Source organism: Paraburkholderia dipogonis, from assembly GCF_046027395.1.
In the GTDB taxonomy this organism is placed as follows: Bacteria; Pseudomonadota; Gammaproteobacteria; order Burkholderiales; family Burkholderiaceae; genus Paraburkholderia; species Paraburkholderia dipogonis_A.
Window position 1 is genome coordinate 13,562 of sequence record NZ_JAQQEG010000056.1, and the last position, 21,509, is coordinate 35,070.

General features: G+C 58.7%; 34 protein-coding genes. All 34 read right to left on the minus strand.

Going from position 1 to position 21,509, the window contains the following annotated elements; all coding sequences use genetic code 11:
* Positions 1–85: 85 nt before the first annotated feature.
* The gene (gene rplQ, locus PQR32_RS37510; RefSeq protein ID WP_006052227.1) at positions 86–478 is read right to left on the minus strand and encodes a 50S ribosomal protein L17; all 393 of its coding nucleotides are present in this window, start codon (positions 476–478) and stop codon (positions 86–88) included.
* Between the two features lie 157 nt (positions 479–635).
* A complete protein-coding gene (locus tag PQR32_RS37515; RefSeq protein ID WP_006052226.1) occupies positions 636–1,613 on the minus strand; it encodes a DNA-directed RNA polymerase subunit alpha in 978 nt (325 codons plus the stop codon).
* Between the two features lie 124 nt (positions 1,614–1,737).
* On the minus strand, positions 1,738–2,361 hold the full coding sequence (gene rpsD / locus PQR32_RS37520) for a 30S ribosomal protein S4 (protein ID WP_027800372.1): 624 nt from the start codon (positions 2,359–2,361) through the stop codon (positions 1,738–1,740).
* A 147-nt stretch (positions 2,362–2,508) separates the two neighbouring features.
* Complete coding sequence (gene rpsK, locus PQR32_RS37525) at positions 2,509–2,913, minus strand: 30S ribosomal protein S11 (protein WP_006052224.1); 405 nt, start codon at positions 2,911–2,913, stop codon at positions 2,509–2,511.
* A 28-nt stretch (positions 2,914–2,941) separates the two neighbouring features.
* Complete coding sequence (gene rpsM, locus PQR32_RS37530; protein WP_012434566.1) at positions 2,942–3,307, minus strand: 30S ribosomal protein S13; 366 nt, start codon at positions 3,305–3,307, stop codon at positions 2,942–2,944.
* A 41-nt stretch (positions 3,308–3,348) separates the two neighbouring features.
* Entirely contained in the window at positions 3,349–3,465 is a 117-nt protein-coding gene (gene rpmJ / locus PQR32_RS37535) for a 50S ribosomal protein L36 (protein WP_004199844.1), read from the minus strand.
* Positions 3,466–3,485: 20 nt separating this feature from the next.
* On the minus strand, positions 3,486–3,704 hold the full coding sequence (gene infA, locus PQR32_RS37540; protein WP_004521905.1) for a translation initiation factor IF-1: 219 nt from the start codon (positions 3,702–3,704) through the stop codon (positions 3,486–3,488).
* An 8-nt stretch (positions 3,705–3,712) separates the two neighbouring features.
* Positions 3,713–5,059 carry a preprotein translocase subunit SecY gene (gene secY / locus PQR32_RS37545; protein WP_007180124.1) on the minus strand — a complete coding sequence of 449 codons (1,347 nt, stop codon included), beginning with the start codon at positions 5,057–5,059 and terminating at the stop codon, positions 3,713–3,715.
* Between the two features lie 46 nt (positions 5,060–5,105).
* A complete protein-coding gene (rplO, locus tag PQR32_RS37550; protein ID WP_007180125.1) occupies positions 5,106–5,540 on the minus strand; it encodes a 50S ribosomal protein L15 in 435 nt (144 codons plus the stop codon).
* A 29-nt stretch (positions 5,541–5,569) separates the two neighbouring features.
* Positions 5,570–5,752, minus strand: coding sequence for a 50S ribosomal protein L30 (gene rpmD / locus PQR32_RS37555; RefSeq protein ID WP_007180126.1), 183 nt, complete (start codon positions 5,750–5,752; stop codon positions 5,570–5,572).
* A gap of 10 nt (positions 5,753–5,762) precedes the next feature.
* Positions 5,763–6,281, minus strand: a complete 519-nt coding sequence (gene rpsE, locus PQR32_RS37560) for a 30S ribosomal protein S5 (protein WP_006052219.1) — start codon at positions 6,279–6,281, stop codon at positions 5,763–5,765.
* 14 nt (positions 6,282–6,295) lie between these two features.
* A complete protein-coding gene (gene rplR, locus PQR32_RS37565; protein ID WP_012434568.1) occupies positions 6,296–6,661 on the minus strand; it encodes a 50S ribosomal protein L18 in 366 nt (121 codons plus the stop codon).
* Positions 6,662–6,673: 12 nt separating this feature from the next.
* Positions 6,674–7,204, minus strand: coding sequence for a 50S ribosomal protein L6 (rplF, locus tag PQR32_RS37570; RefSeq protein ID WP_012434569.1), 531 nt, complete (start codon positions 7,202–7,204; stop codon positions 6,674–6,676).
* Between the two features lie 18 nt (positions 7,205–7,222).
* Complete coding sequence (gene rpsH, locus PQR32_RS37575; RefSeq protein ID WP_006052216.1) at positions 7,223–7,618, minus strand: 30S ribosomal protein S8; 396 nt, start codon at positions 7,616–7,618, stop codon at positions 7,223–7,225.
* Between the two features lie 14 nt (positions 7,619–7,632).
* Positions 7,633–7,938, minus strand: a complete 306-nt coding sequence (gene rpsN / locus PQR32_RS37580; RefSeq protein ID WP_408216892.1) for a 30S ribosomal protein S14 — start codon at positions 7,936–7,938, stop codon at positions 7,633–7,635.
* Between the two features lie 7 nt (positions 7,939–7,945).
* A complete protein-coding gene (rplE, locus tag PQR32_RS37585) occupies positions 7,946–8,485 on the minus strand; it encodes a 50S ribosomal protein L5 (RefSeq protein WP_006052214.1) in 540 nt (179 codons plus the stop codon).
* A 17-nt stretch (positions 8,486–8,502) separates the two neighbouring features.
* A complete protein-coding gene (gene rplX, locus PQR32_RS37590) occupies positions 8,503–8,811 on the minus strand; it encodes a 50S ribosomal protein L24 (protein WP_006052213.1) in 309 nt (102 codons plus the stop codon).
* Between the two features lie 9 nt (positions 8,812–8,820).
* On the minus strand, positions 8,821–9,189 hold the full coding sequence (gene rplN, locus PQR32_RS37595; RefSeq protein ID WP_006052212.1) for a 50S ribosomal protein L14: 369 nt from the start codon (positions 9,187–9,189) through the stop codon (positions 8,821–8,823).
* Between the two features lie 289 nt (positions 9,190–9,478).
* Entirely contained in the window at positions 9,479–9,751 is a 273-nt protein-coding gene (gene rpsQ, locus PQR32_RS37600; protein WP_007180129.1) for a 30S ribosomal protein S17, read from the minus strand.
* Positions 9,748–9,942, minus strand: coding sequence for a 50S ribosomal protein L29 (rpmC, locus tag PQR32_RS37605; protein WP_007180130.1), 195 nt, complete (start codon positions 9,940–9,942; stop codon positions 9,748–9,750). Before rpmC ends, rpsQ begins: the two co-directional genes overlap by 4 nt.
* 11 nt (positions 9,943–9,953) lie before the next feature.
* Positions 9,954–10,370, minus strand: coding sequence for a 50S ribosomal protein L16 (gene rplP, locus PQR32_RS37610; RefSeq protein WP_007180131.1), 417 nt, complete (start codon positions 10,368–10,370; stop codon positions 9,954–9,956).
* Between the two features lie 2 nt (positions 10,371–10,372).
* Positions 10,373–11,179, minus strand: a complete 807-nt coding sequence (gene rpsC / locus PQR32_RS37615) for a 30S ribosomal protein S3 (RefSeq protein WP_011490053.1) — start codon at positions 11,177–11,179, stop codon at positions 10,373–10,375.
* 11 nt (positions 11,180–11,190) lie between these two features.
* Complete coding sequence (gene rplV / locus PQR32_RS37620) at positions 11,191–11,523, minus strand: 50S ribosomal protein L22 (protein ID WP_007180133.1); 333 nt, start codon at positions 11,521–11,523, stop codon at positions 11,191–11,193.
* Between the two features lie 7 nt (positions 11,524–11,530).
* Positions 11,531–11,806 (minus strand): 30S ribosomal protein S19, encoded by a 276-nt coding sequence (gene rpsS / locus PQR32_RS37625; protein WP_004199273.1) that lies wholly within the window; start codon positions 11,804–11,806, stop codon positions 11,531–11,533.
* 10 nt (positions 11,807–11,816) lie between these two features.
* Positions 11,817–12,644, minus strand: coding sequence for a 50S ribosomal protein L2 (gene rplB, locus PQR32_RS37630; protein ID WP_408239611.1), 828 nt, complete (start codon positions 12,642–12,644; stop codon positions 11,817–11,819).
* A 2-nt stretch (positions 12,645–12,646) separates the two neighbouring features.
* On the minus strand, positions 12,647–12,961 hold the full coding sequence (gene rplW / locus PQR32_RS37635; protein WP_007180135.1) for a 50S ribosomal protein L23: 315 nt from the start codon (positions 12,959–12,961) through the stop codon (positions 12,647–12,649).
* The gene (gene rplD / locus PQR32_RS37640; protein ID WP_007180136.1) at positions 12,958–13,578 is read right to left on the minus strand and encodes a 50S ribosomal protein L4; all 621 of its coding nucleotides are present in this window, start codon (positions 13,576–13,578) and stop codon (positions 12,958–12,960) included. Before rplD ends, rplW begins: the two co-directional genes overlap by 4 nt.
* Positions 13,578–14,237, minus strand: coding sequence for a 50S ribosomal protein L3 (gene rplC, locus PQR32_RS37645; RefSeq protein WP_007180137.1), 660 nt, complete (start codon positions 14,235–14,237; stop codon positions 13,578–13,580). Before rplC ends, rplD begins: the two co-directional genes overlap by 1 nt.
* A 201-nt stretch (positions 14,238–14,438) precedes the next feature.
* The gene (gene rpsJ / locus PQR32_RS37650) at positions 14,439–14,750 is read right to left on the minus strand and encodes a 30S ribosomal protein S10 (RefSeq protein WP_006998489.1); all 312 of its coding nucleotides are present in this window, start codon (positions 14,748–14,750) and stop codon (positions 14,439–14,441) included.
* 130 nt (positions 14,751–14,880) lie between these two features.
* Positions 14,881–16,071, minus strand: a complete 1,191-nt coding sequence (gene tuf, locus PQR32_RS37655) for an elongation factor Tu (protein WP_012434572.1) — start codon at positions 16,069–16,071, stop codon at positions 14,881–14,883.
* A gap of 47 nt (positions 16,072–16,118) precedes the next feature.
* On the minus strand, positions 16,119–18,221 hold the full coding sequence (gene fusA, locus PQR32_RS37660; RefSeq protein ID WP_007180139.1) for an elongation factor G: 2,103 nt from the start codon (positions 18,219–18,221) through the stop codon (positions 16,119–16,121).
* A 133-nt stretch (positions 18,222–18,354) separates the two neighbouring features.
* Entirely contained in the window at positions 18,355–18,825 is a 471-nt protein-coding gene (gene rpsG, locus PQR32_RS37665) for a 30S ribosomal protein S7 (RefSeq protein WP_006053291.1), read from the minus strand.
* Between the two features lie 180 nt (positions 18,826–19,005).
* On the minus strand, positions 19,006–19,386 hold the full coding sequence (gene rpsL, locus PQR32_RS37670; RefSeq protein ID WP_006998493.1) for a 30S ribosomal protein S12: 381 nt from the start codon (positions 19,384–19,386) through the stop codon (positions 19,006–19,008).
* 219 nt (positions 19,387–19,605) lie between these two features.
* Complete coding sequence (gene recQ / locus PQR32_RS37675) at positions 19,606–21,453, minus strand: DNA helicase RecQ (RefSeq protein WP_408239615.1); 1,848 nt, start codon at positions 21,451–21,453, stop codon at positions 19,606–19,608.
* Between the last annotated feature and the right edge of the window lie 56 nt (positions 21,454–21,509).

Here is a 21,509-nt window from a genome sequence, read left to right on the forward strand (position 1 = left end):
GGCAGATAGCCGCGGCCATCGCGTTGTGGCGCTACAAATAAAAAAAGCCAGGCTTCGCGCCTGGCTTTTTTAGATGCTAGGAAGCTTACTCAGCTTCTTGCACTTCAACTTCTTCAACTTCCGGACGGTCGAGCAGTTCGACGAGTGCCATCGGAGCGTTGTCGCCGACGCGGAAGCCGAACTTCAGGACGCGCAGGTAGCCGCCCGGACGGGTAGCGTAACGCGGGCCCAGAACTTCGAACAGCTTCGTGACCGAGTCACGATCGCGCAGGCGGTTGAACGCCAGACGACGATTTGCCAGCGACGGCTTCTTGCCGAGCGTGATCAGCGGCTCGACAACTTTACGGAGTTCTTTCGCCTTCGGCAGCGTGGTCTTGATGACTTCGTGCTCGATCAGCGAGTTGGACATATTACGGAGCATTGCCAGACGGTGGCTGCTCGTGCGGTTCAGTTTCCGCAAACCATGACGGTGACGCATGTTAATTCCTTTGATTCAAAGTTTTGGTCCAGCTCTTCTATCGCACTCAGTTCACCCGAAGGTGTGAGTGCACGGGCCGGTAGTAAAAAAAACAAGACGCGGATTTTAAAGGAAAATCCGCGTCTTTGCCAGTGCAGCGGCGGGTTCCGTCCCGGGATTACTTGTCGAGACCAGCCGGCGGCCAGTTTTCGAGCTTCATGCCGAGCGTCAAACCACGCGACGCCAGTACTTCCTTGATTTCGTTCAGCGACTTGCGGCCCAGATTCGGCGTCTTCAGCAGTTCGTTTTCCGTGCGCTGGATCAGGTCGCCGATGTAGTAAATGTTCTCGGCCTTCAGGCAGTTCGCGGAACGAACCGTCAGTTCGAGATCATCGACCGGACGCAGCAGAATCGGATCGATCTGCGGCGCACGCGACGGCGCTTCAGCCGTTGCTTCGGTGCCTTCCAGTGCAGCGAAAACCGACAGTTGATCGACCAGAATGCGCGCCGATTGACGGATCGCTTCTTCCGGCGAAATCACACCGTTGGTTTCGATGTTCATCACGAGCTTGTCGAGGTCGGTACGCTGTTCGACGCGAGCGCTTTCAACGGCGTAGCTCACGCGGCGAACCGGCGAGAACGACGCGTCCAGCACGATACGGCCGATGATCTTGGCCGACTCTTCGCCATAACGACGCACATTGCCCGGCACATAGCCGCGGCCCTTTTCAACCTTGATCTGCACGTCGAGCTTGCCGCCCTTCGACAGATGCGCAATCACGTGATCCGGGTTGATCACTTCGCAATCGTGCGCGAGTTCGATGTCGCCAGCGGTGACAACGCCTTCGCCTTCCTTGCGCAGCGTAACCGTCACTTCGTCACGGTTATGCAGCTTGAAGACCACGCCCTTCAGGTTCAACAACAGGTTGACCACATCCTCTTGCACACCGTCGAGCGTCGAATACTCGTGTACGACGCCTGCGATCGTCACTTCGGTCGGCGCGTAGCCGATCATCGACGACAGCAGCACACGCCGGAGCGCGTTACCCAAGGTGTGGCCGTAACCGCGTTCAAACGGTTCCATGACCACTTTCGCATGGCTCTCACCAAGCGATTCAACAGCGATGATCTTGGGCTTCAACAAACTGGTTTGCATAGGTTTTCCTTTTCAATACCCTCGGCTCGTTACACCGATAAGGCTGACCGGTAACAACCTGAAAATAAACAGCCGAGACGCCCCCTTGCTTAGCGCAATCGGGGTGCCCCGGCCGTTAATCCGATTACCGCGAATACAATTCGACGATCAGGCTTTCGTTGATATCGCCAGCGATGTCGCTGCGTTCCGGCTTCGACTTGAACGTGCCTTCGAACTTCTTCGAATCGACAGCGACCCAGCTCGGCAGGCCGCCTTGCTCGGCCAGCGACAGCGCTTCGAGAATACGCGCCTGCTTCTTCTTTTGTTCGCGCACTGCGACGACGTCGCCTGCCTTCACTTGCATCGACGGGATGTTCGACACGACGCCGTTCACCGTGATCGCCTTGTGGCTCACCAGCTGACGCGCTTCAGCGCGCGTCGAACCGAAGCCCATGCGATACACGACGTTATCCAGACGCGATTCGAGCAATTGCAGCAGGTTTTCACCCGTATTGCCCTTCAGGCGGTCGGCTTCGGCGAAGTAACGGCGGAATTGACGCTCGAGGACACCGTAGATGCGCTTCACTTTTTGCTTCTCGCGCAGCTGCGTGCCGTAGTCGGACGTACGTGCGCCCGAGGTGCGGCCGTGTTGGCCGGGCTTGCTGTCAAGCTTGCACTTGTCAGCGAGTGAACGACGGGCGCTTTTCAGGAAAAGGTCAGTGCCTTCACGGCGGGACAGCTTGGCCTTAGGGCCGATATAACGTGCCACGTTGATTCCTTCAGTGATTAATCACGCGAATGCGTGCACTCGCGCTAGTCCGAACCCTTTGGGTCGAACGGTGGGCTTAGTCAATTCAATAGCGCAAGCAGCCTGCCACCGCGCAGGGCGGCAACAGGCGCAAGCAATACTAGCGTCTTAGATACGACGACGCTTCGGCGGACGGCAGCCGTTGTGCGGGACCGGGGTCACGTCGGAGATCGCGGTGATCTTGATGCCAAGACCATGCAACGCGCGCACCGCCGATTCACGGCCAGGACCGGGGCCCTTGATCCGCACTTCGAGGTTCTTGACGCCGTATTCCATCGCCACGCGGCCAGCCGATTCGGCTGCCACCTGGGCTGCAAACGGGGTCGATTTACGCGAACCCTTGAAGCCCTGACCACCCGACGTTGCCCAGGCTAGTGCATTGCCTTGACGATCGGTGATCGTGATGATGGTGTTGTTGAACGACGCGTGAACGTGAACCACGCCCTCGGCGACGTTCTTCTTGACCTTCTTGCGAACGCGTTGCGCCGCGGAGTTGTTCGAAGCCTTAGCCATTACGTTTTCCTGTAACTGTCAGTTCCGCTTACTTCTTCAGCGATTGCGCTGCACGACGCGGACCCTTGCGCGTACGGGCATTCGTACGCGTACGTTGGCCGCGCAGGGGTAAGCCCTTACGATGCCGAACGCCACGGTAGCAGCCGAGATCCATCAGGCGCTTGATGTTCATCGTCGTTTCACGGCGCAAATCGCCTTCAACGATGAACTTGCCGACTTCTTCACGCAGCTTTTCGAGGTCTGCGTCGTTCAGGTCTTTGACCTTCTTCGAAAATGCCACACCAGCAGCGACGCAGATGTCGCGCGAGCGCGTGCGGCCGACACCGTAAATAGCCGTCAGGCCGATTTCGGTATGCTGGTGATTCGGGATGTTAACCCCTGCGATACGAGCCATTGTTTTTCCTCAAACAAAAAGCGCAGCAAAAAGCGCGGCGTTCAGCCTTGACGCTGTTTGTGGCGCGGATCAGAGCTGCAAATCACGCGCACAACGCCTTTGCGCTTGATGATCTTGCAATTGCGGCAAATGCGCTTAACCGATGCCATCACTTTCATGATATTACCCTTTTTTCAAATCACTTCGCCCGGAACACGATCCGCGCACGCGACAGATCGTAAGGCGTCAATTCAACCGTCACCTTGTCGCCCGGCAAGATTCGGATGTAGTGCATCCGCATCTTGCCGGATATGTGTCCCAATACGACATGGCCGTTTTCCAGCTTCACCCTGAAGGTAGCGTTAGGCAGGTTTTCGATGACTTCACCCTGCATCTGGATAACATCGTCTTTGGCCATAAGTCCTTTCAACGCATCGGGACGCCGCCGCCTTTGAAATTAGCTTTCTTCAGCAGCGATTCATACTGTTGCGACATAACGTACGACTGCACCTGCGCCATGAAATCCATTGTGACGACGACAATGATCAGCAGCGACGTTCCACCAAAATAAAACGGCACGTTCCAGCGCAGCACCAGAAACTCGGGCAGCAGACAAACAAACACGATGTAGATCGCACCGGCCAGCGTCAGACGCGTCAAGATGCGGTCGATGTATCGCGCCGTTTGATCGCCCGGGCGGATGCCTGGGACGAAAGCGCCACTCTTTTTCAGGTTGTCGGCCGTCTCTCTGCTGTTGAACACCAGTGCGGTGTAGAAGAAACAGAAGAAAACGATCGCCAACGCGTACAGCAACACGTACACGGGTTGACCGGGCTTGAGGGCTTCGGCCACGTTGTGCAACGTGTCTGCGAACCAGCTGGTACGCGACCCCGAACTAAACCAGTTCAGGATGGTTGCCGGGAAGAGAATGATCGACGATGCAAAGATCGGCGGAATCACGCCCGACATGTTCAACTTCAGCGGCAGATGCGAAGACTGACCGCCGTAAATCTTGTTACCGACTTGCCGCTTTGCGTAGTTCACAAGAATCTTGCGCTGGCCGCGTTCGATGAACACCACCAGATACGTCACAGCGGCAATCAGCGCGACGACGATAATCGCGGATATCGGGCTCATCGAACCGGTTTGCACCAGCGAAACGAGACCACCGATCGCATTCGGGAAACCCGCTGCAATCCCGCCGAAAATAATGATCGAGATACCGTTGCCAAGCCCGCGCTCCGTGATCTGCTCACCCAGCCACATCAGGAACATCGTGCCGGTCACCAGCGTCACGACCGTCGTCAACCGAAAAACCATCCCCGGATCGATCACCAGGCCCGGCTGATTTTCCAACGCGACGGCAATGCCGAACGCCTGGAACGTCGCCAGCAGGACCGTGAAGATACGCGTGTACTGCGTAATCTTCCGCTGACCCGCCTGCCCTTCCTTTTTCAGCGCTTCGAGCTGCGGCGAGACAATCGCCAGCAACTGCATGATGATCGACGCCGAAATATACGGCATGATCCCCAGCGCAAAAATCGTGAACCGCGAAAGTGCGCCACCCGAGAACATGTTGAACATGCCAAGGATGCCGCCCGACTGGCTTTGGAACAACTTTGCCAGCTGGTCCGGGTCAATACCCGGCACCGGAATATGCGCGCCGATACGGTAGACGATCAGCGCCAGCAGCAGGAACACTGCCCGCCGACGCAGATCGCCGAACTTCGCCGCGCTGCGACCGGGTTTTGCGAGACTCGGGCTGTTAGCCAAGTACCTTCTCCGATGCAAATGCTAGTGACGGCAAATAACTTGCGCGTTACTCGGCAAAAGAGCCGCCGGCTGCTTCGATAGCAGCGCGCGCACCCTTCGTCGCACCCAGACCCTTCACAACGACCTTGCGCTTGAGCTCGCCCGTCGCGATGATCTTGGCGCTCTTGATCAGCTCGCCGACCAAGCCGGCTTGCTTCAGAGCCAGCAGATCGATTTCGTCGACCGGCAGCTTTTCCAGATCCGAGAGACGCACTTCACCGACGAATTCCTTCGTCAGCGAGGTGAAGCCACGCTTCGGCAGGCGACGTTGCAGCGGCATTTGACCGCCTTCGAAGCCAACCTTGTGAAAGCCGCCCGAACGCGACTTCTGACCCTTGTGACCGCGGCCAGCCGTCTTGCCCAGACCGGAGCCGATGCCACGGCCGACGCGACGCTTAGCGTGCTTCGAGCCTTCAGCCGGCTTCAGGTTATTCAATTCCATTATCAACTCCTTGAGTCCTGGTCAGCCGCTTAGCTGATGACCTTAACGAGGTACGAAACCTTGTTGATCATGCCGCGCACAGCCGGCGTGTCCTGCAACTCGCTAACCGAGTTGAGTCGGCGCAGGCCCAAGCCACGCACCGTTGCACGGTGCGTTTCACGGGTGCCGATCAGGCTCTTGACGAGCTGGACCTTGACAGTTTTATCAGACATAGTGTCCACCTTAGCCCAGAATATCTTCGACGGACTTGCCGCGCTTCGCCGCGATGTCGCCCGGCGTGGACTGCTTGCGCAGACCGTCGAGCGTTGCACGAACGAGGTTATACGGGTTCGTCGAACCGTGGCTCTTGGCCACAACGTTCTGCACGCCCATCACGTCGAACACTGCGCGCATCGGACCGCCAGCGATCACGCCGGTACCGTCCTTGGCCGGAGCCAGGAGGACCATCGATGCGCCGTGCTTACCGTGCACTTCGTGTTGCAGGGTACCGTTCTTGAGCGGCACCTTGAACATGTTGCGGCGAGCCTGTTCCATCGCCTTCTGAACAGCGACCGGCACTTCCTTCGCCTTGCCCTTGCCCATACCGACGCGGCCATCACCGTCGCCAACCACGGTCAGTGCGGCGAAACCGAGAATCCGGCCACCCTTCACGACCTTGGTCACGCGATTGACCGAAATCATTTTTTCACGAAGGCCGTCGTCGCGTTCGTCAGCCTGAACTTTCGCTTGCATCTTTGCCATGACGAATTCTTCCCTTAGAACTTGAGTCCGGCTTCGCGCGCCGCATCAGCCAGCGCTTTCACGCGGCCGTGGTAACGGAAACCCGAACGGTCGAAGGCGACGGATTCGATGCCGGCAGCCTTAGCCTTTTCTGCGATGCGCTTACCAATCAGGGTCGCAGCATTGACGTTGCCGCCCTTGCCGGTCTGATCAGCGAGTTGCGCACGCACTTCGGCCTCGAGCGTCGACGCGCTGGCGAGCACCTTGGTGCCGCACGGCGAGAACACTTGCGCGTAGATGTGCGTGTTCGTGCGATGCACGGCGAGACGCGCGACCTGCAGCTCAGCGATCTTGATACGCGTCTGACGAGCGCGGCGCAGGCGAGATTGAGTCTTATCCATGATTGCGCACCCTTACTTCTTCTTCGTTTCTTTGAGGATCACAACCTCATTGGCGTAACGCACACCCTTGCCCTTGTAGGGCTCCGGCGGGCGATAGCCGCGCACTTCTGCAGCGACTTGGCCAACTTGTTGTTTATTGATCCCCTTGATCACGATTTCGGTTTGCGTCGGGGTTTCAGCCTTGACGCCTTCCGGCATCTGGTGCACCACGGGGTGCGAGAAACCCAGCGACAGGTTCAGCTTGTCGCCTTGCGCCTGTGCGCGGTAACCAACGCCAACCAGCGTCAGCTTGCGCTCGAAACCCTTCGTCACGCCGTTCACCATGTTCGCAACCAGTGCGCGCATCGTGCCCGACATCGCATTCGCTTCGCGGCTTTCGTCAACCGGCTCGAAATTCAGCGTGCCGTTGTCGTTCACCACTTTCACGAGGCGGTTTGCCGCCTGCGTAATCGTACCCAGCGGGCCCTTGACGGTGATGCGATCGTCGCTCAGGGCCACTTCTGCGCCTTGCAGCGCGACCGGGCTTTTACCTACTCGAGACATGTTTCTCTCCTTTCGGCCTTAAGCGACGTAGCAGATGACTTCGCCGCCAACGCCCGTTGCACGCGCCTTGCGGTCCGTCATCACGCCCTTCGGCGTCGACACGATTGCCACGCCGAGGCCATTCATGACCACGGGGATGTCGTTACGGCCGCGGTACACACGCAGACCAGGCTTCGAAACGCGTTCAATGCGTTCGATGACCGGACGGCCAGCGTAGTACTTCAACACGATGTTCAATTCAGACTTCGCACCTTCGGACTTCACTGCGAAATCATCGATATAGCCTTCGTCCTTCAGGACCTGCGCAATCGCAACCTTGACTTTCGACGAGGGCATAGTCACCGAGACTTTCTCAACCATCTGCGCATTGCGGATGCGAGTCAGCATATCGGCGATAGGATCACTCATACTCATTTACGTTTCTCCTATTACCAGCTCGCCTTGGTCAGGCCAGGGATCTCGCCGCGGAACGCGATTTCGCGAATCTTGTTACGCGCCAGCCCGAATTTACGGAACGTGCCACGCGGGCGACCGGTAATTGCACAACGATTGCGCTTACGGGTCGGGTTAGAGTTGCGCGGCAGTTGTTGCAGTTCCAGACGTGCTGCGTAATGCTCTTCGTCCGACTTGCTCATATCGCCGATAATCGCTTTCAGCTCAGTACGCTTGGGAGCGTACTTAGCGGCCAGGCGAGCACGCTTCTTTTCACGTTCGATCAGTGCCAGTTTAGCCACGGTAACCTCAGTTTCTGAACGGGAACTTGAAGCTGGCGAGCAGAGCCTTTGCTTCGTCGTCGGTCTTCGCAGTCGTCGTGATGCTGATGTTCAGCCCACGCAGTGCGTCGATCTTGTCGTAGTCGATTTCGGGGAAAATGATCTGCTCTTTCACACCGATGTTGTAGTTGCCGCGACCATCGAACGCACGACCCGACACGCCACGGAAGTCACGCACACGGGGGAGCGCGACCGTCACGAAACGGTCCAGGAATTCGTACATTGCTTGACCACGCAACGTGACCATTGCACCGATCGGATAGCCCTGACGGATCTTGAAGCCAGCGATTGCCTTGCGTGCCTTCGTTATCACCGGCTTCTGGCCTGCGATCTTCGTCAGGTCGCCAACGGCGTTTTCGATGATCTTCTTGTCAGCAACCGCTTCGCCAAGGCCCATGTTCAGGGTGATCTTGGTGATGCGCGGCACTTCCATCACGGACTTGTAACCGAACTTCTCGATGAGGCCGGGTACAACCTTCTCTTTGTAAAACTCTTGCAAACGAGCCATTTTTTTACTCCGCAGCGTCAGGCGCTCAGCTCGGCACCGGTCGTCTTAAGGAAACGGACTTTCTTGTCTCCTTCGACCTTGATGCCTACACGCGACGCCTTGCCATTCGCGTCGACCAATGCGACGTTCGAAATTTGCAGCGGCATCGTCTTGGCTTCCACACCGCCCGTCGTACCCTTCATCGGGTTCGGCTTGACGTGTTTCTTGACGAGATTGATGCCCTCGACAATCACTTTGCCTTCGCCAACGGACAGCACGACGCCGCGCTTGCCTTTATCTTTGCCGGTGATGACGATAACTTCGTCACCTTTGCGAATCTTGTTCATCGCGACTCCTTACAGCACTTCAGGTGCCAACGAAACGATCTTCATGAATCGTTCGCTGCGCAACTCGCGCGTGACAGGCCCGAAAATACGGGTGCCAATAGGTTCGAGCTTGGCATTCAACAACACAGCGGCATTGCCATCGAACTTGATCAGCGAGCCGTCCTGACGGCGCACGCCCTTGGCGGTGCGAACCACCACGGCGTTATAAATTTCGCCTTTCTTCACGCGCCCGCGCGGCGTTGCCTCTTTGACGGTCACCTTGATGATGTCGCCAATGCTGGCATAACGACGCTTCGAGCCGCCGAGCACCTTGATGCACATGACTTCACGCGCACCCGTGTTGTCGGCCACTTCAAGCCGAGTTTCGGTCTGGATCATGGTTTATCTTTCCCAACTTAATCCGGTCACACCACCATGGCGTACCCGGTCAGTCTTGGTCCCGTCAGCCAATCGGCTGCTTGGGTATGAACAGCAGCGACGGCAAACGAAACCCGCCATCGCAATCCGGTGAATCCTTCGGAACAGGCTGGCGCCCGAACCGCTTCCCCCACCAACTTCGCCCGCGACGGGGCTCCCATAAAGAGGGAAGACCAAGATTATAACAAATAATCTCGGTCTTGCAAGCGAAATCTACTGCGATTTCAACAACTTCTACTACGTCGCGGCGTCAGATGACGCGAGCAGCCTCGACCAGGCGAGCCACAACCCAAGCTTTCGTCTTCGAAATCGGACGGGTTTCCTGGATTTCAACGAGGTCGCCCTCGTTGTACGTGTTCGCATCGTCGTGCGCGTGGTACTTCTTCGAGCGCACAACGTACTTGCCGTAGATCGGGTGCTTCACGCGGTGCTCAACCAGCACGGTGACCGTCTTGTCCATCTTGTTGCTGACGACCTTGCCGACCAGCGTCCGCTTGAGCGAGGTTTTTACGCTATCGTTCATTTCTGGTTCGCCTTCTCAGTCAGGACGGTCCGCACACGTGCGATGTCGCGACGAACCTTCTTCAGCTGGCTCGTGTTCGTGAGCTGCTGGGTCGCGAGTTGCATGCGCAGGCCGAATTGCGCCTTCAACAGGTCCGACAGCTCCTTGTTGAGCGCGGCCTGATCTTTCTGGTGAAGTTCGGAAGCCTTCATCATTTTGCTCCTTAGGCGCCGAGCTGACGCACGATAAACGTCGTCTTGAGCGGCAGCTTAGCTGCAGCCAGACGGAACGCTTCGCGTGCCAGCTCTTCGGTTACGCCGTCCATTTCGTACAGCATCTTGCCCGGTTGAATCTCTGCGACGTAGTACTCAGGGTTACCTTTACCGTTACCCATCCGTACTTCAGCCGGCTTGTGCGAGATCGGCTTGTCCGGGAAGATGCGGATCCAGATGCGGCCACCACGCTTGATGTGACGCGTCATTGCACGACGTGCCGCTTCAATCTGGCGCGCGGTCAAACGACCACGACCGATAGCCTTCAGGCCGAACTCACCGAACGACACCGCGTTGCCGCGGGTAGCGATACCGGTGTTACGACCCTTCTGCTCTTTGCGATACTTTCTGCGTTTCGGTTGCAGCATCGTTATTCTCCAGTCTTCCCGCCGTCGCCGGCACCGCCAGCACGACGAGGAGCGCCACGGCGTGCACCTGCCGGGCCACCACCTTCACCATCACGGCGCGGACGGCGATCGCCACCCGGACGTGCGTTGCGGCGCGGACGCTTTTCTTCGGCGACTTCTTCAACCACCGGTGCGTCGTTGCGGCCGAGCGTGTCGCCCTTGTAGACCCACACCTTCACGCCAATGATGCCGTACGTCGTCTTCGCTTCCGAAGTTGCGTAGTCGATATCAGCACGCAGCGTATGAAGCGGCACGCGACCTTCGCGATACCATTCCGTACGAGCGATTTCGATACCGTTCAGGCGGCCAGCGCTCATGATCTTGATGCCTTGAGCACCCAGACGCATTGCGTTTTGCATCGCACGCTTCATCGCGCGGCGGAACATAATCCGGCGCTCGAGCTGTTGCGTGATCGAATCCGCGATCAGTTGCGCATCGGTTTCCGGCTTGCGGATTTCTTCGATGTTGACGTGGACCGGAACGCCCATGCGGCGTTGCAGTTCCGACTTCAGCAGCTCGATGTCCTCGCCCTTCTTACCGATGACCACACCCGGACGCGAGCTATAAATCGTGATGCGCGCGTTTTTCGCCGGACGCTCGATAACGACGCGACCAACCGAAGCATTCTTCAGCTTCTTCTTCAGGTATTCACGAACACCGATGTCTTCCTGCAACATCGCCGCGAAATTGTTGTTGTTCGCGTACCAACGCGACGCCCAATTGCGGCTGACGGCCAAACGGAAGCCAGTCGGATGAATTTTCTGTCCCATCGTATGACCCCTTAATTCCCGACCGTCACAGTGATGTGACAGGATTGCTTCTCGATGCGGTTACCACGGCCTTTAGCGCGCGCGGTAAAACGCTTGAGCGACGCCGCCTTGTCGATGTAGATGCTCGTGATCTTGAGCTCATCGATATCGGCGCCTTCGTTATGCTCCGCATTCGCGATCGCCGACAGCACGACCTTTTTCACGATTCCCGCAGCCTTCTTCGGCGAGAACGTCAGAACGTTCAGCGCCTTGTCGACCGGCAAACCGCGGATCTGGTCAGCCACAAGGCGCGTTTTCTGCGCCGAGATGCGGGCACCGCGATGAATTGCTTTCACTTCCATCATGAGCCCCTTATTTCTTAGCCTTCTTGTCGGCTGCGTGACCCTTGAACGTACGGGTCAATGCAAACTCGCCAAGCTTGTGGCCGACCATGTTTTCCGAGATGTACACCGGAACGTGTTGACGGCCGTTATGAACGGCGATCGTCAGACCGATGAAATCCGGGAGGATCGTCGAACGGCGCGACCAGGTTTTGATCGGCTTCTTATCCCGCGAAGCTGCTGCCGCCTCAACTTTCTTCAGCAAATGGGCGTCGCAGAACGGACCTTTTTTTACAGAACGTGCCATTGCCTACTCCTTAACGCTTGTGACGGCGCTGGACGATCATGCTCGTCGTGCGCTTGTTGCTGCGGGTGCGATAACCCTTAGCAGGCGTGCCCCACGGGCTCACCGGATCGCGACCTGCAGCCGTCTTGCCTTCACCACCACCGTGCGGGTGATCGACCGGGTTCATTGCAACGCCACGCACCGTCGGGCGGATACCGCGCCAGCGGTTCGCGCCAGCCTTACCGATTTGACGGAGGCTATGCTCTTCGTTGCCAACTTCACCAATCGTCGCGCGGCACTCGACGTGGACGCGGCGGATTTCACCCGAGCGCAGGCGGACCTGTGCGTAGATGCCTTCACGAGCCAGCAACATCGCCGACGTACCAGCTGAACGCGCCATTTGCGCGCCCTTGCCCGGCAGCATTTCGATGCAGTGGATCGTCGTACCAACCGGGATGTTGCGGATCGGCAGCGTGTTGCCTGCGCGGATCGGCGCTTCCGAACCCGACATCAGTTGCTGACCGACAGTAACGCCCTTCGGTGCAATGATGTAGCGGCGTTCGCCGTCTGCGTACAGAACCAGCGCGATGTTCGCGCTACGGTTCGGATCGTACTCAAGACGTTCGACCTTGGCCGGAATGCCATCCTTCGTGCGACGGAAATCGACGACACGATAGTGATGCTTGTGACCACCGCCCTTATGACGGGTGGTGATGTGACCGTTGTTGTTACGGCCGGCAGTCGTGGATTGCGCGTCGAGCAGCGGTGCGTACGGCTTGCCCTTATGCAGATCCTTGTTGACCACCTTGACCATCGCACGGCGGCCCGGCGAAGTCGGCTTAACTTTAACGATTGCCATGATTACTTGGCCTCCGCTTCAAAGTTGATTTCCTGGCCGGGCTTCAGGCAGACGTACGCCTTCTTCACGTCCTTGCGCTTGCCCATGAAGCGGCCAAAGCGCTTGGCTTTGCCCTTCGAGACCAGCACGTTGACGGAATTGACTTCCACCTTGAACAGCAGCTCGACTGCGGCTTTCACTTCCTGCTTCGTGGCATCGGGCGCGACTTCGAACACGACTTGCTCGTTCTTGTCGGCCACCAGCGTCGCCTTTTCGGAGATCACCGGCGCGAGCAGGACCTGCATCAAACGATGATCGTTCTTGCGAATCTCGCTCATGACAGCAACTCCTCGATCTGGGCGACCGCAGCCTTCGTGATCAGGATCTTCTTGAAGTAGATCAGCGACAGCGGGTCGGCGTAACGCGGCTCGACAACTGCCACATGGGCGAGGTTGCGCGACGCGAGGTACAGGTTTTCGTCAACCGTGTCGGTAATCACCAGCACGGAGTCGAGACCCATCGCCTTGAATTTTTCGGCCAGCAGCTTCGTCTTCGGCGCTTCGAGCGTCAGCTCGTCGACCACCGAGATGCGGCCTTCGCGGGCCAGCTGCGAGAAGATCGAGCAGAGACCTGCGCGATGCATCTTCTTGTTGACCTTGTGCGAAAAGTTTTCTTCCGGCGAATTCGGGAAGATACGGCCACCGCCGCGCCACAGCGGGCTCGACGACATACCGGCGCGAGCGCGGCCCGTACCCTTCTGGCGCCACGGCTTCTTGGTCGTGTGCTTGACTTGCTCACGATCCTTCTGCGCGCGGTTGCCGCTACGGGCATTCGCCTGGTACGCAACCACTACCTGGTGAATCAGGGCTTCGTTGTAATCGCGGCCGAACACGACGTCCGACGCGCTAACGCCTGCACCTTCCTGACCATTGGCATTCAGGAGCTTAAGTTCCATTATTTCGCTCCTTTCACGGCACGCGTCTTCACGGCCGGCGTAACGAATACCTTGCCGCCCTTCGCACCCGGAACGGCGCCCTTGACCAGCAACAGCTTGCGGTCAGCGTCGATACGAGCGATTTCGAGGTTTTGCACGGTTACCGTATCGTCACCCATGTGACCGGTCATGCGCTTACCCGGGAAAACACGACCCGGATCCTGCGCCATACCGATCGAGCCCGGCACGTTGTGCGAGCGCGAGTTACCGTGCGATGCACGGCCGGATGCGAAGTTGTAACGCTTGATGGTACCGGCGTAGCCCTTACCGATCGACACGCCTTGCACGTCGACCTTCTGGCCTACTTCGAACAGGTCGGGACCGACCACGGTGCCGTTCGACAACTCGGCAGCCTTGGCAGCATCGATCTGGAATTCTTTGAGGATTTCACCGGCTTGAACACCGGCTTTGGCGAGATGACCGGCCAACGGCTTCGTCACACGCGATGCACGGCGCGTACCGAATGCAACCTGCACGGCCGTGTAGCCGTCGGTTTCAACAGTCTTGATCTGCGTCACGCGGTTGTCGGACACGTCCAGCACGGTAACGGGAATCGAATCCCCTTCTGCCGTGAAGATACGGGTCATGCCAACCTTGCGACCTACGAGTCCAAGGCTCATCGTTTTCTCCATTCCCGACTGCGATTGGTCGGGGCTAATTTACAAAATGCCGGTGCCGTTTCGGGCATGAATTCATGCTGCAGCACACCGACTTTTTTGCGCCAATGCGCGAAAAGCCTTGCATTATAGCGAGGCTTTTCGTTTTCCGCAAGCAATCAATGACTTAGCGTTGTCCGGCAGACCGGACAACCGCTGGGAGCCTTATTGCAGCTTGATTTCCACGTCCACGCCAGCCGGCAAGTCCAGCTTCATCAGTGCGTCAACGGTCTTGTCCGTCGGATCGACGATGTCCATCAGGCGTTGGTGCGTACGGATTTCGAGCTGATCGCGCGACGTCTTGTTGACGTGCGGCGAGCGCAGGATGTCGAAGCGTTGAATGCGGGTCGGCAGGGGCACCGGACCACGAACGATTGCGCCAGTCCGCTTTGCCGTGTCGACGATTTCAGCTGCCGATTGATCGATCAGGCGATAGTCGAAAGCCTTCAGGCGAATGCGGATTTTCTGGTTCTGCATGACAATTCCTTGGAAAAGAGCGAGGCGGTGTTGCACCGCCAGACGATAAAAGAACGTAGAGCCGGGCGCCCGCTGGGGGCCGGCGCCCGGCTCCGGGCACCACTTACAGCAAATACGTCAATCCGCGATTTTACTCGAGAATCTTGGCAACCACACCTGCACCGACCGTACGGCCGCCTTCGCGGATTGCGAAACGCAGACCTTCTTCCATCGCGATCGGGTTGATCAGCTTCACCGTGATCGACACGTTGTCGCCCGGCATGACCATTTCCTTGTCCTTCGGCAACTCGATCGAGCCCGTCACGTCCGTCGTACGGAAGTAGAACTGCGGACGATAGTTGTTGAAGAACGGCGTATGACGGCCACCTTCGTCCTTGCTCAGCACGTACACTTCAGCCGTGAAGTGCGTGTGCGGGTTGATCGAACCCGGCTTCGCCAGCACCTGGCCACGCTCCACGTCTTCACGCTTCGTGCCGCGCAGCAGGATACCCACGTTGTCGCCTGCCTGACCCTGGTCCAACAGCTTGCGGAACATTTCCACGCCCGTGCAGGTCGTCTTCACCGTCGGCTTGATACCGACAATTTCGATTTCCTCGCCGACCTTCACGACGCCGCGCTCAACGCGACCCGTCACCACCGTGCCGCGACCCGAGATCGAGAACACGTCTTCCACCGGCATCAGGAACGCACCGTCCACTGCGCGCTCCGGCGTCGGGATGTACGTGTCCAGCGCGTCGGCCAGATTCATGATCGCCACTTCGCCCAGCTCGCCCTTGTCGCCTTCCAGCGCCAGTTTGGCCGAACCCTTGATGATCGGCGTGTCGTCGCCCGGGAAGTCGTACTTCGACAGAAGCTCGCGAACTTCCATCTCGACCAGTTCCAGCAGCTCAGCGTCGTCCACCATGTCGCACTTGTTCAGGAACACGATGATGTACGGCACGCCAACCTGACGCGCCAGCAGGATGTGCTCGCGCGTTTGCGGCATCGGGCCGTCAGCGGCCGAACACACCAGGATCGCGCCGTCCATCTGCGCTGCGCCCGTGATCATGTTCTTCACATAGTCAGCGTGGCCCGGGCAGTCGACGTGCGCGTAGTGGCGGTTAGCCGTTTCGTACTCGACGTGTGCCGTGTTGATCGTGATACCACGTGCCTTTTCTTCCGGCGCCGCGTCGATCTGGTCGTATGCCTTCGCTTCGCCGCCAAACTTCTGCGTCAGAACCGTCGTGATCGCTGCCGTCAGCGTGGTCTTGCCGTGGTCAACGTGACCGATCGTGCCGACGTTCACGTGCGGCTTGGTCCGTTCGAATTTACCTTTAGCCATGTTTCTCTTCTTTCAAAAAGTTAATCGTTGAATGACTTGCCGCGCGATTACTTCGACTTCGCGTTGATGATCGCTTCGGACACGTTACGCGGTGCTTCGGAGTAGTGCTTGAACTCCATCGTGTACGTTGCACGACCTTGGGTCAGCGAACGCAGCGACGTCGAGTAGCCGAACATTTCCGACAGCGGCACTTCGGCGCGAACGATCTTGCCGCCGCCAACCATGTCGTCCATGCCCTGAACGATGCCGCGACGACCCGACAGATCGCCCATCACGTTGCCCATGTAATCTTCAGGCGTTTCGACTTCCACAGCCATCATCGGTTCGAGGATGACCGGTTGAGCCTTGCGCATTGCCTCCTTGAACGCCATCGAGCCGGCCATGCGGAACGCATTTTCGTTCGAGTCAACGTCGTGGTACGAACCGAACGTCAGGTGAACCTTGACGTCGACGACCGGGAAGCCTGCCAGCACGCCTGCCTTCAGCGTTTCCTGGATACCCTTGTCCACCGCCGGGATGTATTCGCGCGGAATCACACCGCCCTTGATCTCGTCGAGGAACTCGTAGCCCTTGCCTTGCTCATTCGGCTCGAGCGTGATGACCGCGTGACCGTACTGGCCTCGACCACCCGACTGCTTGACGAACTTGCCGTCAACGTCTTCCGCCTTGCCGCGGATCGTTTCGCGGTATGCAACCTGCGGCTTGCCGACAGTTGCTTCCACGCCGAATTCGCGCTTCATACGGTCAACCAGAATTTCCAGGTGGAGCTCGCCCATGCCCGAAATAATGGTTTGGCCCGATTCTTCGTCCGTTTGAACGCGGAACGACGGATCTTCTTGTGCCAGACGGTTCAGCGCCAGACCCATCTTTTCCTGGTCAGGCTTCGTCTTCGGCTCAACAGCCTGCGAAATCACCGGCTCCGGGAAAATCATGCGTTCGAGCACGATCGGGCTTTGCGGATCGCACAGCGTGTCGCCGGTCGTCGCGTCTTTCAGGCCGACGGCGGCAGCGATGTCGCCCGCGCGGACTTCCTTGATTTCTTCGCGCTGGTTCGCGTGCATCTGCAGAATACGACCCAGACGTTCTTTCTTGTCTTTGGTCGCGTTCAGCACGGTGTCGCCCGAATTCACGACGCCCGAGTACACGCGGAAGAAGATCAGCTGGCCGACGAACGGGTCGGTCATGATCTTGAATGCCAGTGCCGAGAACTTTTCGTCGTCGGCAGCGCGGCGCTCGCCCTTTTCACCGTTTTCCAGCTCGCCGGTAACCGGCGGGATGTCGATCGGCGACGGCAGGAAGTCGAGCACGGCGTCCAGCATACGTTGCACGCCCTTGTTCTTGAACGCGGTGCCGCACAGCATCGGCTGGATTTCGCAAGCGATCGTACGGTCGCGGATACCCTTGACGATTTCCGCTTCGGAGAGCTCGCCCTCTTCCAGGTACTTGTTCATCAGCTCTTCGCTAGACTCGGCAGCCGCTTCGACCATCTTTTCGCGCCACTCGTTGCACGAGTCAACCAGTTCCGCCGGGATTTCTTCGTACGAGAACTTCGTGCCTTGGGACGCTTCGTCCCAAATGATCGCTTTCATCTTCAGCAGATCGACGACGCCCGTGAAGTTTTCTTCCGCGCCGATAGGCACCACGACCGGAACCGGATTCGCCTTCAGACGCAGCTTGAGCTGGTCGTAAACCTTGAAGAAGTTCGCGCCGGTACGGTCCATCTTGTTGATGAACGCGAGACGGGGAACCTTGTACTTGTTAGCCTGACGCCACACGGTTTCCGACTGGGGCTGCACGCCGCCCACAGCACAGTAGACCATGCATGCGCCGTCGAGCACGCGCATCGAGCGCTCGACTTCAATCGTGAAGTCGACGTGGCCCGGGGTGTCGATGATGTTAATGCGGTGCTCAGCGCGGTCGCCGGCCATGCCTTTCCAGAACGCCGTGGTAGCAGCGGACGTGATCGTGATGCCGCGTTCCTGCTCCTGCTCCATCCAGTCCATGGTGGCAGCGCCGTCGTGAACTTCACCAATCTTGTGGTTCACGCCGGTGTAGAACAAGATGCGCTCGGTCGTCGTCGTTTTGCCGGCGTCGATGTGAGCGCTAATACCGATGTTACGGTAGCGCTCGATAGGTGTCTTGCGAGCCACTTTGATCCTCTATTGGGATGACGCGATGCGAGAAAATACCCATCGCGCTGTAACACAAACGGGCGAGGCGCTTTGTAAGCGCACCCGCCCGGAATTTCTTTCCGTTTTTCTGCTAAACCCGGGTTCGGGAAGCTTAGAAACGGAAGTGCGAGAACGCCTTGTTGGCTTCTGCCATCCGGTGAACTTCGTCGCGCTTCTTCATTGCGCCGCCACGGCCTTCGGCCGCTTCGGAGAGTTCACCTGCCAGACGCAGGGCCATCGACTTCTCGCTGCGCTTCTTCGCGGCTTCACGCAGCCAACGCATCGCCAATGCCATACGACGCGACGGGCGCACTTCGACCGGAACCTGATAGTTCGCACCACCAACGCGGCGGCTCTTCACTTCGACCACCGGCTTGACGTTGTTGAGCGCTACCGTGAACACTTCCAGCGGGTCCTTGCCACCCTTGGTCTGGATCTGTTCGAAAGCGCCGTACACGATACGCTCGGCAACCGACTTCTTGCCGGAGAGCATCAGCACGTTCATGAACTTAGCTACATCAACGTTACCGAACTTCGGATCCGGCAACACTTCCCGCTTGGGGACTTCGCGACGACGCGGCATGTTTCTTCCTTTAACTTTTTCAGTTGGAGCTACTTTTAGCCCCGCGGCCACCAACTAACCCGATTCATCTCTAACGACTTACCAGCCTGGTCGGGTGACCACTTACTCGACAGCACCGGCGATTCCGGCACCACCGCTATTACCGCCTTTGCAGACGACCTGAAACTACTGACCGGCTATTTACTTGCCAGCCTTGGCACGCTTCGCACCGTACTTCGAGCGAGCCTGCTTACGATCCTTGACGCCCTGGGTATCCAGCGAGCCGCGAACCATGTGGTAACGCACACCCGGCAAGTCCTTGACACGGCCGCCGCGAATCAGCACGACCGAGTGTTCCTGCAGGTTGTGGCCTTCGCCACCGATGTACGAAATGACTTCGAAGCCGTTCGTCAGGCGCACCTTCGCAACCTTACGGAGTGCCGAGTTCGGCTTCTTCGGCGTCGTGGTGTACACACGGGTGCACACGCCGCGACGCTGGGGGCAGTCCTGCAAAGCCGGGCTCTTGCTCTTCGTCGTTTCCGACGCGCGGCCTTTGCGAACCAGTTGATTGATGGTTGGCATTGTTTATTCCTGAAATTGAACAAAATCGACGCATATGTTTCCGGGCAAAGCAGAAACGATTGCGCATCGAACTTCCGGACGGGCGCCCGGCGTACGAATTGACTTCGCGCGCAGGCATCCCAAGAACCGGAACCTAGCATAATATTCCGAAATTACTAAGGGAGTCAACAGGTTGCGATGTTTCGCACCCCTGTCGACCCGCTCAGGCACTCGCTGAGCTCAGTCGGCGGCGACGACTTCCAGCAATTCGTCGCCGAAACGGTCCAGTTTGCGCGCGCCCATGCCCGGAATGCCGCGCAAATCCTCAATTGAGTCGGGGCCGTTGCGGGCAATTTCCGCCAAGGTCGCATCGTGGAAGATCACGTAGGCCGGCACGCCATCGCTCTTCGCCATTTCGGTGCGCCATGCGCGCAGGCGCTCCCAGCGCGCGCGTTCACGCGGGCCCATGCCGATCGTCGGATCGGCGCGCTCGCTAGTGCGGCCGGACGATTGACGCGTGCGCGTCGGCTTGACATAGCGGCGCATCGTGACGTTCTGCTCGCCCTTGAGCACCGGCTTGCTTGCTTCGGTCAGGACCAGCGAGCCGAATCCTTCATGATCGACCGTCAGATAGCCGAACGCGACCAACTGGCGAAATATTGCGCGCCATTCCGACTCGCCCAGTGCCGAACCGATGCCGAACGTGGTCAGCTTCTCGTGACCGCGCTGCAAGATTTTCTCGCTGCTGTTGCCGCGCAGGATATCGATCAGATGACCGGCGCCGAAATGAAAGCCGCTCGCCCGCTGCGCGCGGAACACGCACGACAGCGCCATCCGGGCCTCGCGCGTCGCATCCCATGTATCCGGCGGTTCGAGACAGTTGTCGCAGTTGCCGCATGGCTTGCTCGACTCGCCGAAATACGCGAGCAACCGCACTCGCCGGCAGGTCGCCGCCTCGCACAGACCGAGAAGCGCGTCCAACTTTCCCGTCTGCACGCGTTTGTGCGCGTCGTCGGCGTCGGATTCGTCGATCATTTTGCGCTGCTGCACGACGTCGCCGAGACCGTAGGTCATCCAGGCGTTCGCCGGCATGCCGTCGCGGCCCGCGCGGCCCGTTTCCTGGTAATAGCCTTCGACGCTCTTCGGCAAGTCGAGGTGAGCAACGAAGCGCACATCCGGCTTGTCGATGCCCATGCCGAAGGCGATCGTCGCGCACATCACGATCCCTTCCTCACGCTGAAACATCTCCTGATGCTTCTGGCGGATTTCGAACTCCATGCCGGCGTGATACGGCAGCGCGCGCATCCCTTTTTCCTTCAGCCACTCCGCCGTCTCTTCGACCTTGCGACGCGACAGGCAATAGACGACGCCGGCGTCAGTCGTGCCGTCGGGTTTCGAATGCTCGGCGCGGATGAAGTCCAGCAATTGCGTGCGGGCGTTGTCCTTTTCGACGATGCGATAGCGGATGTTCGGCCTGTCGAAGCTCGACACGAAAATGCGCGCGTCGTCCAACGCGAGGCGGTGGATGATCTCGTCTCGCGTGATGGCATCCGCGGTGGCCGTGAGCGCGATTCGCGGCACGTTCGGGAAGCGCTCGTGAAGCACCGACAGCTGAATGTATTCCGGCCGAAAATCGTGCCCCCATTGCGACACGCAATGCGCTTCGTCGATGGCGAACAAGCCGACGCGCGTGCGCTCCAGCAACTCCTGGAAACGGGGGGTCATCAGACGCTCCGGCGCCACGTAAAGCAAGTCGATCTCACCTTCTCGCAATGCGCGCTCGGTGGCCATCGCCTCGGCGCTCGACAGCGTCGAATTCAGATACGCCGCGCGCACGCCCACCTCGGTGAGCGCGGCCACCTGATCCTGCATCAGCGCGATCAGCGGAGAAACGACGATGCCCGTGCCGAAGCCGCCTTCGCGGCGCACCAGCGACGGGATCTGATAGCAGAGTGACTTGCCGCCGCCGGTCGGCATCAGCACGAGACAATCGCCGCCGCCGGCGACGTGCTCGACAATTTCGCCCTGTTGCCCTCTGAACGCGGGGTAACCGAAGACTTCGTTGAGGATTTCGAGCGGACGGGACATGAATTTGATAGAAGCAGCGTGATGCCGGTGACACGAATTTTACCAACGCATTCGTG

Bases quoted from the DNA above. Each gene is read 5' to 3' on its own strand.
- rpmJ (WP_004199844.1), bottom strand. From the start codon at position 3,465: ATGAAAGTGATGGCATCGGTTAAGCGCATTTGCCGCAATTGCAAGATC.
- rplP (WP_007180131.1), bottom strand. From the start codon at position 10,370: ATGCTGCAACCGAAACGCAGAAAGTATCGCAAAGAGCAGAAGGGTCGT.
- rpsG (WP_006053291.1), bottom strand. From the start codon at position 18,825: ATGCCGCGTCGTCGCGAAGTCCCCAAGCGGGAAGTGTTGCCGGATCCG.
- rplN (WP_006052212.1), bottom strand. From the start codon at position 9,189: ATGATCCAGACCGAAACTCGGCTTGAAGTGGCCGACAACACGGGTGCG.
- rplQ (WP_006052227.1), bottom strand. From the start codon at position 478: ATGCGTCACCGTCATGGTTTGCGGAAACTGAACCGCACGAGCAGCCAC.
- rplO (WP_007180125.1), bottom strand. From the start codon at position 5,540: ATGGAATTGAATAACCTGAAGCCGGCTGAAGGCTCGAAGCACGCTAAG.
- rplB (WP_408239611.1), bottom strand. From the start codon at position 12,644: ATGGCAATCGTTAAAGTTAAGCCGACTTCGCCGGGCCGCCGTGCGATG.
- rplW (WP_007180135.1), bottom strand. From the start codon at position 12,961: ATGAGCGAGATTCGCAAGAACGATCATCGTTTGATGCAGGTCCTGCTC.
- rplF (WP_012434569.1), bottom strand. From the start codon at position 7,204: ATGTCTCGAGTAGGTAAAAGCCCGGTCGCGCTGCAAGGCGCAGAAGTG.
- rpsL (WP_006998493.1), bottom strand. From the start codon at position 19,386: ATGCCAACCATCAATCAACTGGTTCGCAAAGGCCGCGCGTCGGAAACG.
- recQ (WP_408239615.1), bottom strand. From the start codon at position 21,453: ATGTCCCGTCCGCTCGAAATCCTCAACGAAGTCTTCGGTTACCCCGCG.
- rplC (WP_007180137.1), bottom strand. From the start codon at position 14,237: ATGAGCCTTGGACTCGTAGGTCGCAAGGTTGGCATGACCCGTATCTTC.
- rpsS (WP_004199273.1), bottom strand. From the start codon at position 11,806: ATGGCACGTTCTGTAAAAAAAGGTCCGTTCTGCGACGCCCATTTGCTG.
- rpsK (WP_006052224.1), bottom strand. From the start codon at position 2,913: ATGGCTAAGGCTTCGAACAACTCCGCGGCGCAACGCGTTCGCAAGAAG.
- rpmD (WP_007180126.1), bottom strand. From the start codon at position 5,752: ATGTCTGATAAAACTGTCAAGGTCCAGCTCGTCAAGAGCCTGATCGGC.
- rplD (WP_007180136.1), bottom strand. From the start codon at position 13,578: ATGGAACTTAAGCTCCTGAATGCCAATGGTCAGGAAGGTGCAGGCGTT.
- rplV (WP_007180133.1), bottom strand. From the start codon at position 11,523: ATGATGGAAGTGAAAGCAATTCATCGCGGTGCCCGCATCTCGGCGCAG.
- infA (WP_004521905.1), bottom strand. From the start codon at position 3,704: ATGGCCAAAGACGATGTTATCCAGATGCAGGGTGAAGTCATCGAAAAC.
- rplR (WP_012434568.1), bottom strand. From the start codon at position 6,661: ATGGATAAGACTCAATCTCGCCTGCGCCGCGCTCGTCAGACGCGTATC.
- rplX (WP_006052213.1), bottom strand. From the start codon at position 8,811: ATGAACAAGATTCGCAAAGGTGACGAAGTTATCGTCATCACCGGCAAA.
- rplE (WP_006052214.1), bottom strand. From the start codon at position 8,485: ATGGCTCGTTTGCAAGAGTTTTACAAAGAGAAGGTTGTACCCGGCCTC.
- rpsC (WP_011490053.1), bottom strand. From the start codon at position 11,179: ATGGGACAGAAAATTCATCCGACTGGCTTCCGTTTGGCCGTCAGCCGC.
- rpsM (WP_012434566.1), bottom strand. From the start codon at position 3,307: ATGGCTCGTATCGCAGGGGTTAACATCCCGAATCACCAGCATACCGAA.
- rpmC (WP_007180130.1), bottom strand. From the start codon at position 9,942: ATGAAGGCTTCCGAACTTCACCAGAAAGATCAGGCCGCGCTCAACAAG.
- rpsH (WP_006052216.1), bottom strand. From the start codon at position 7,618: ATGAGTATGAGTGATCCTATCGCCGATATGCTGACTCGCATCCGCAAT.
- PQR32_RS37515 (WP_006052226.1), bottom strand. From the start codon at position 1,613: ATGCAAACCAGTTTGTTGAAGCCCAAGATCATCGCTGTTGAATCGCTT.
- rpsE (WP_006052219.1), bottom strand. From the start codon at position 6,281: ATGGCAAAGATGCAAGCGAAAGTTCAGGCTGACGAACGCGACGACGGC.
- rpsQ (WP_007180129.1), bottom strand. From the start codon at position 9,751: ATGAACGATAGCGTAAAAACCTCGCTCAAGCGGACGCTGGTCGGCAAG.
- rpsJ (WP_006998489.1), bottom strand. From the start codon at position 14,750: ATGCAGAACCAGAAAATCCGCATTCGCCTGAAGGCTTTCGACTATCGC.
- tuf (WP_012434572.1), bottom strand. From the start codon at position 16,071: ATGGCTAAAGGTAAATTCGAACGGACCAAGCCGCACGTGAACGTCGGC.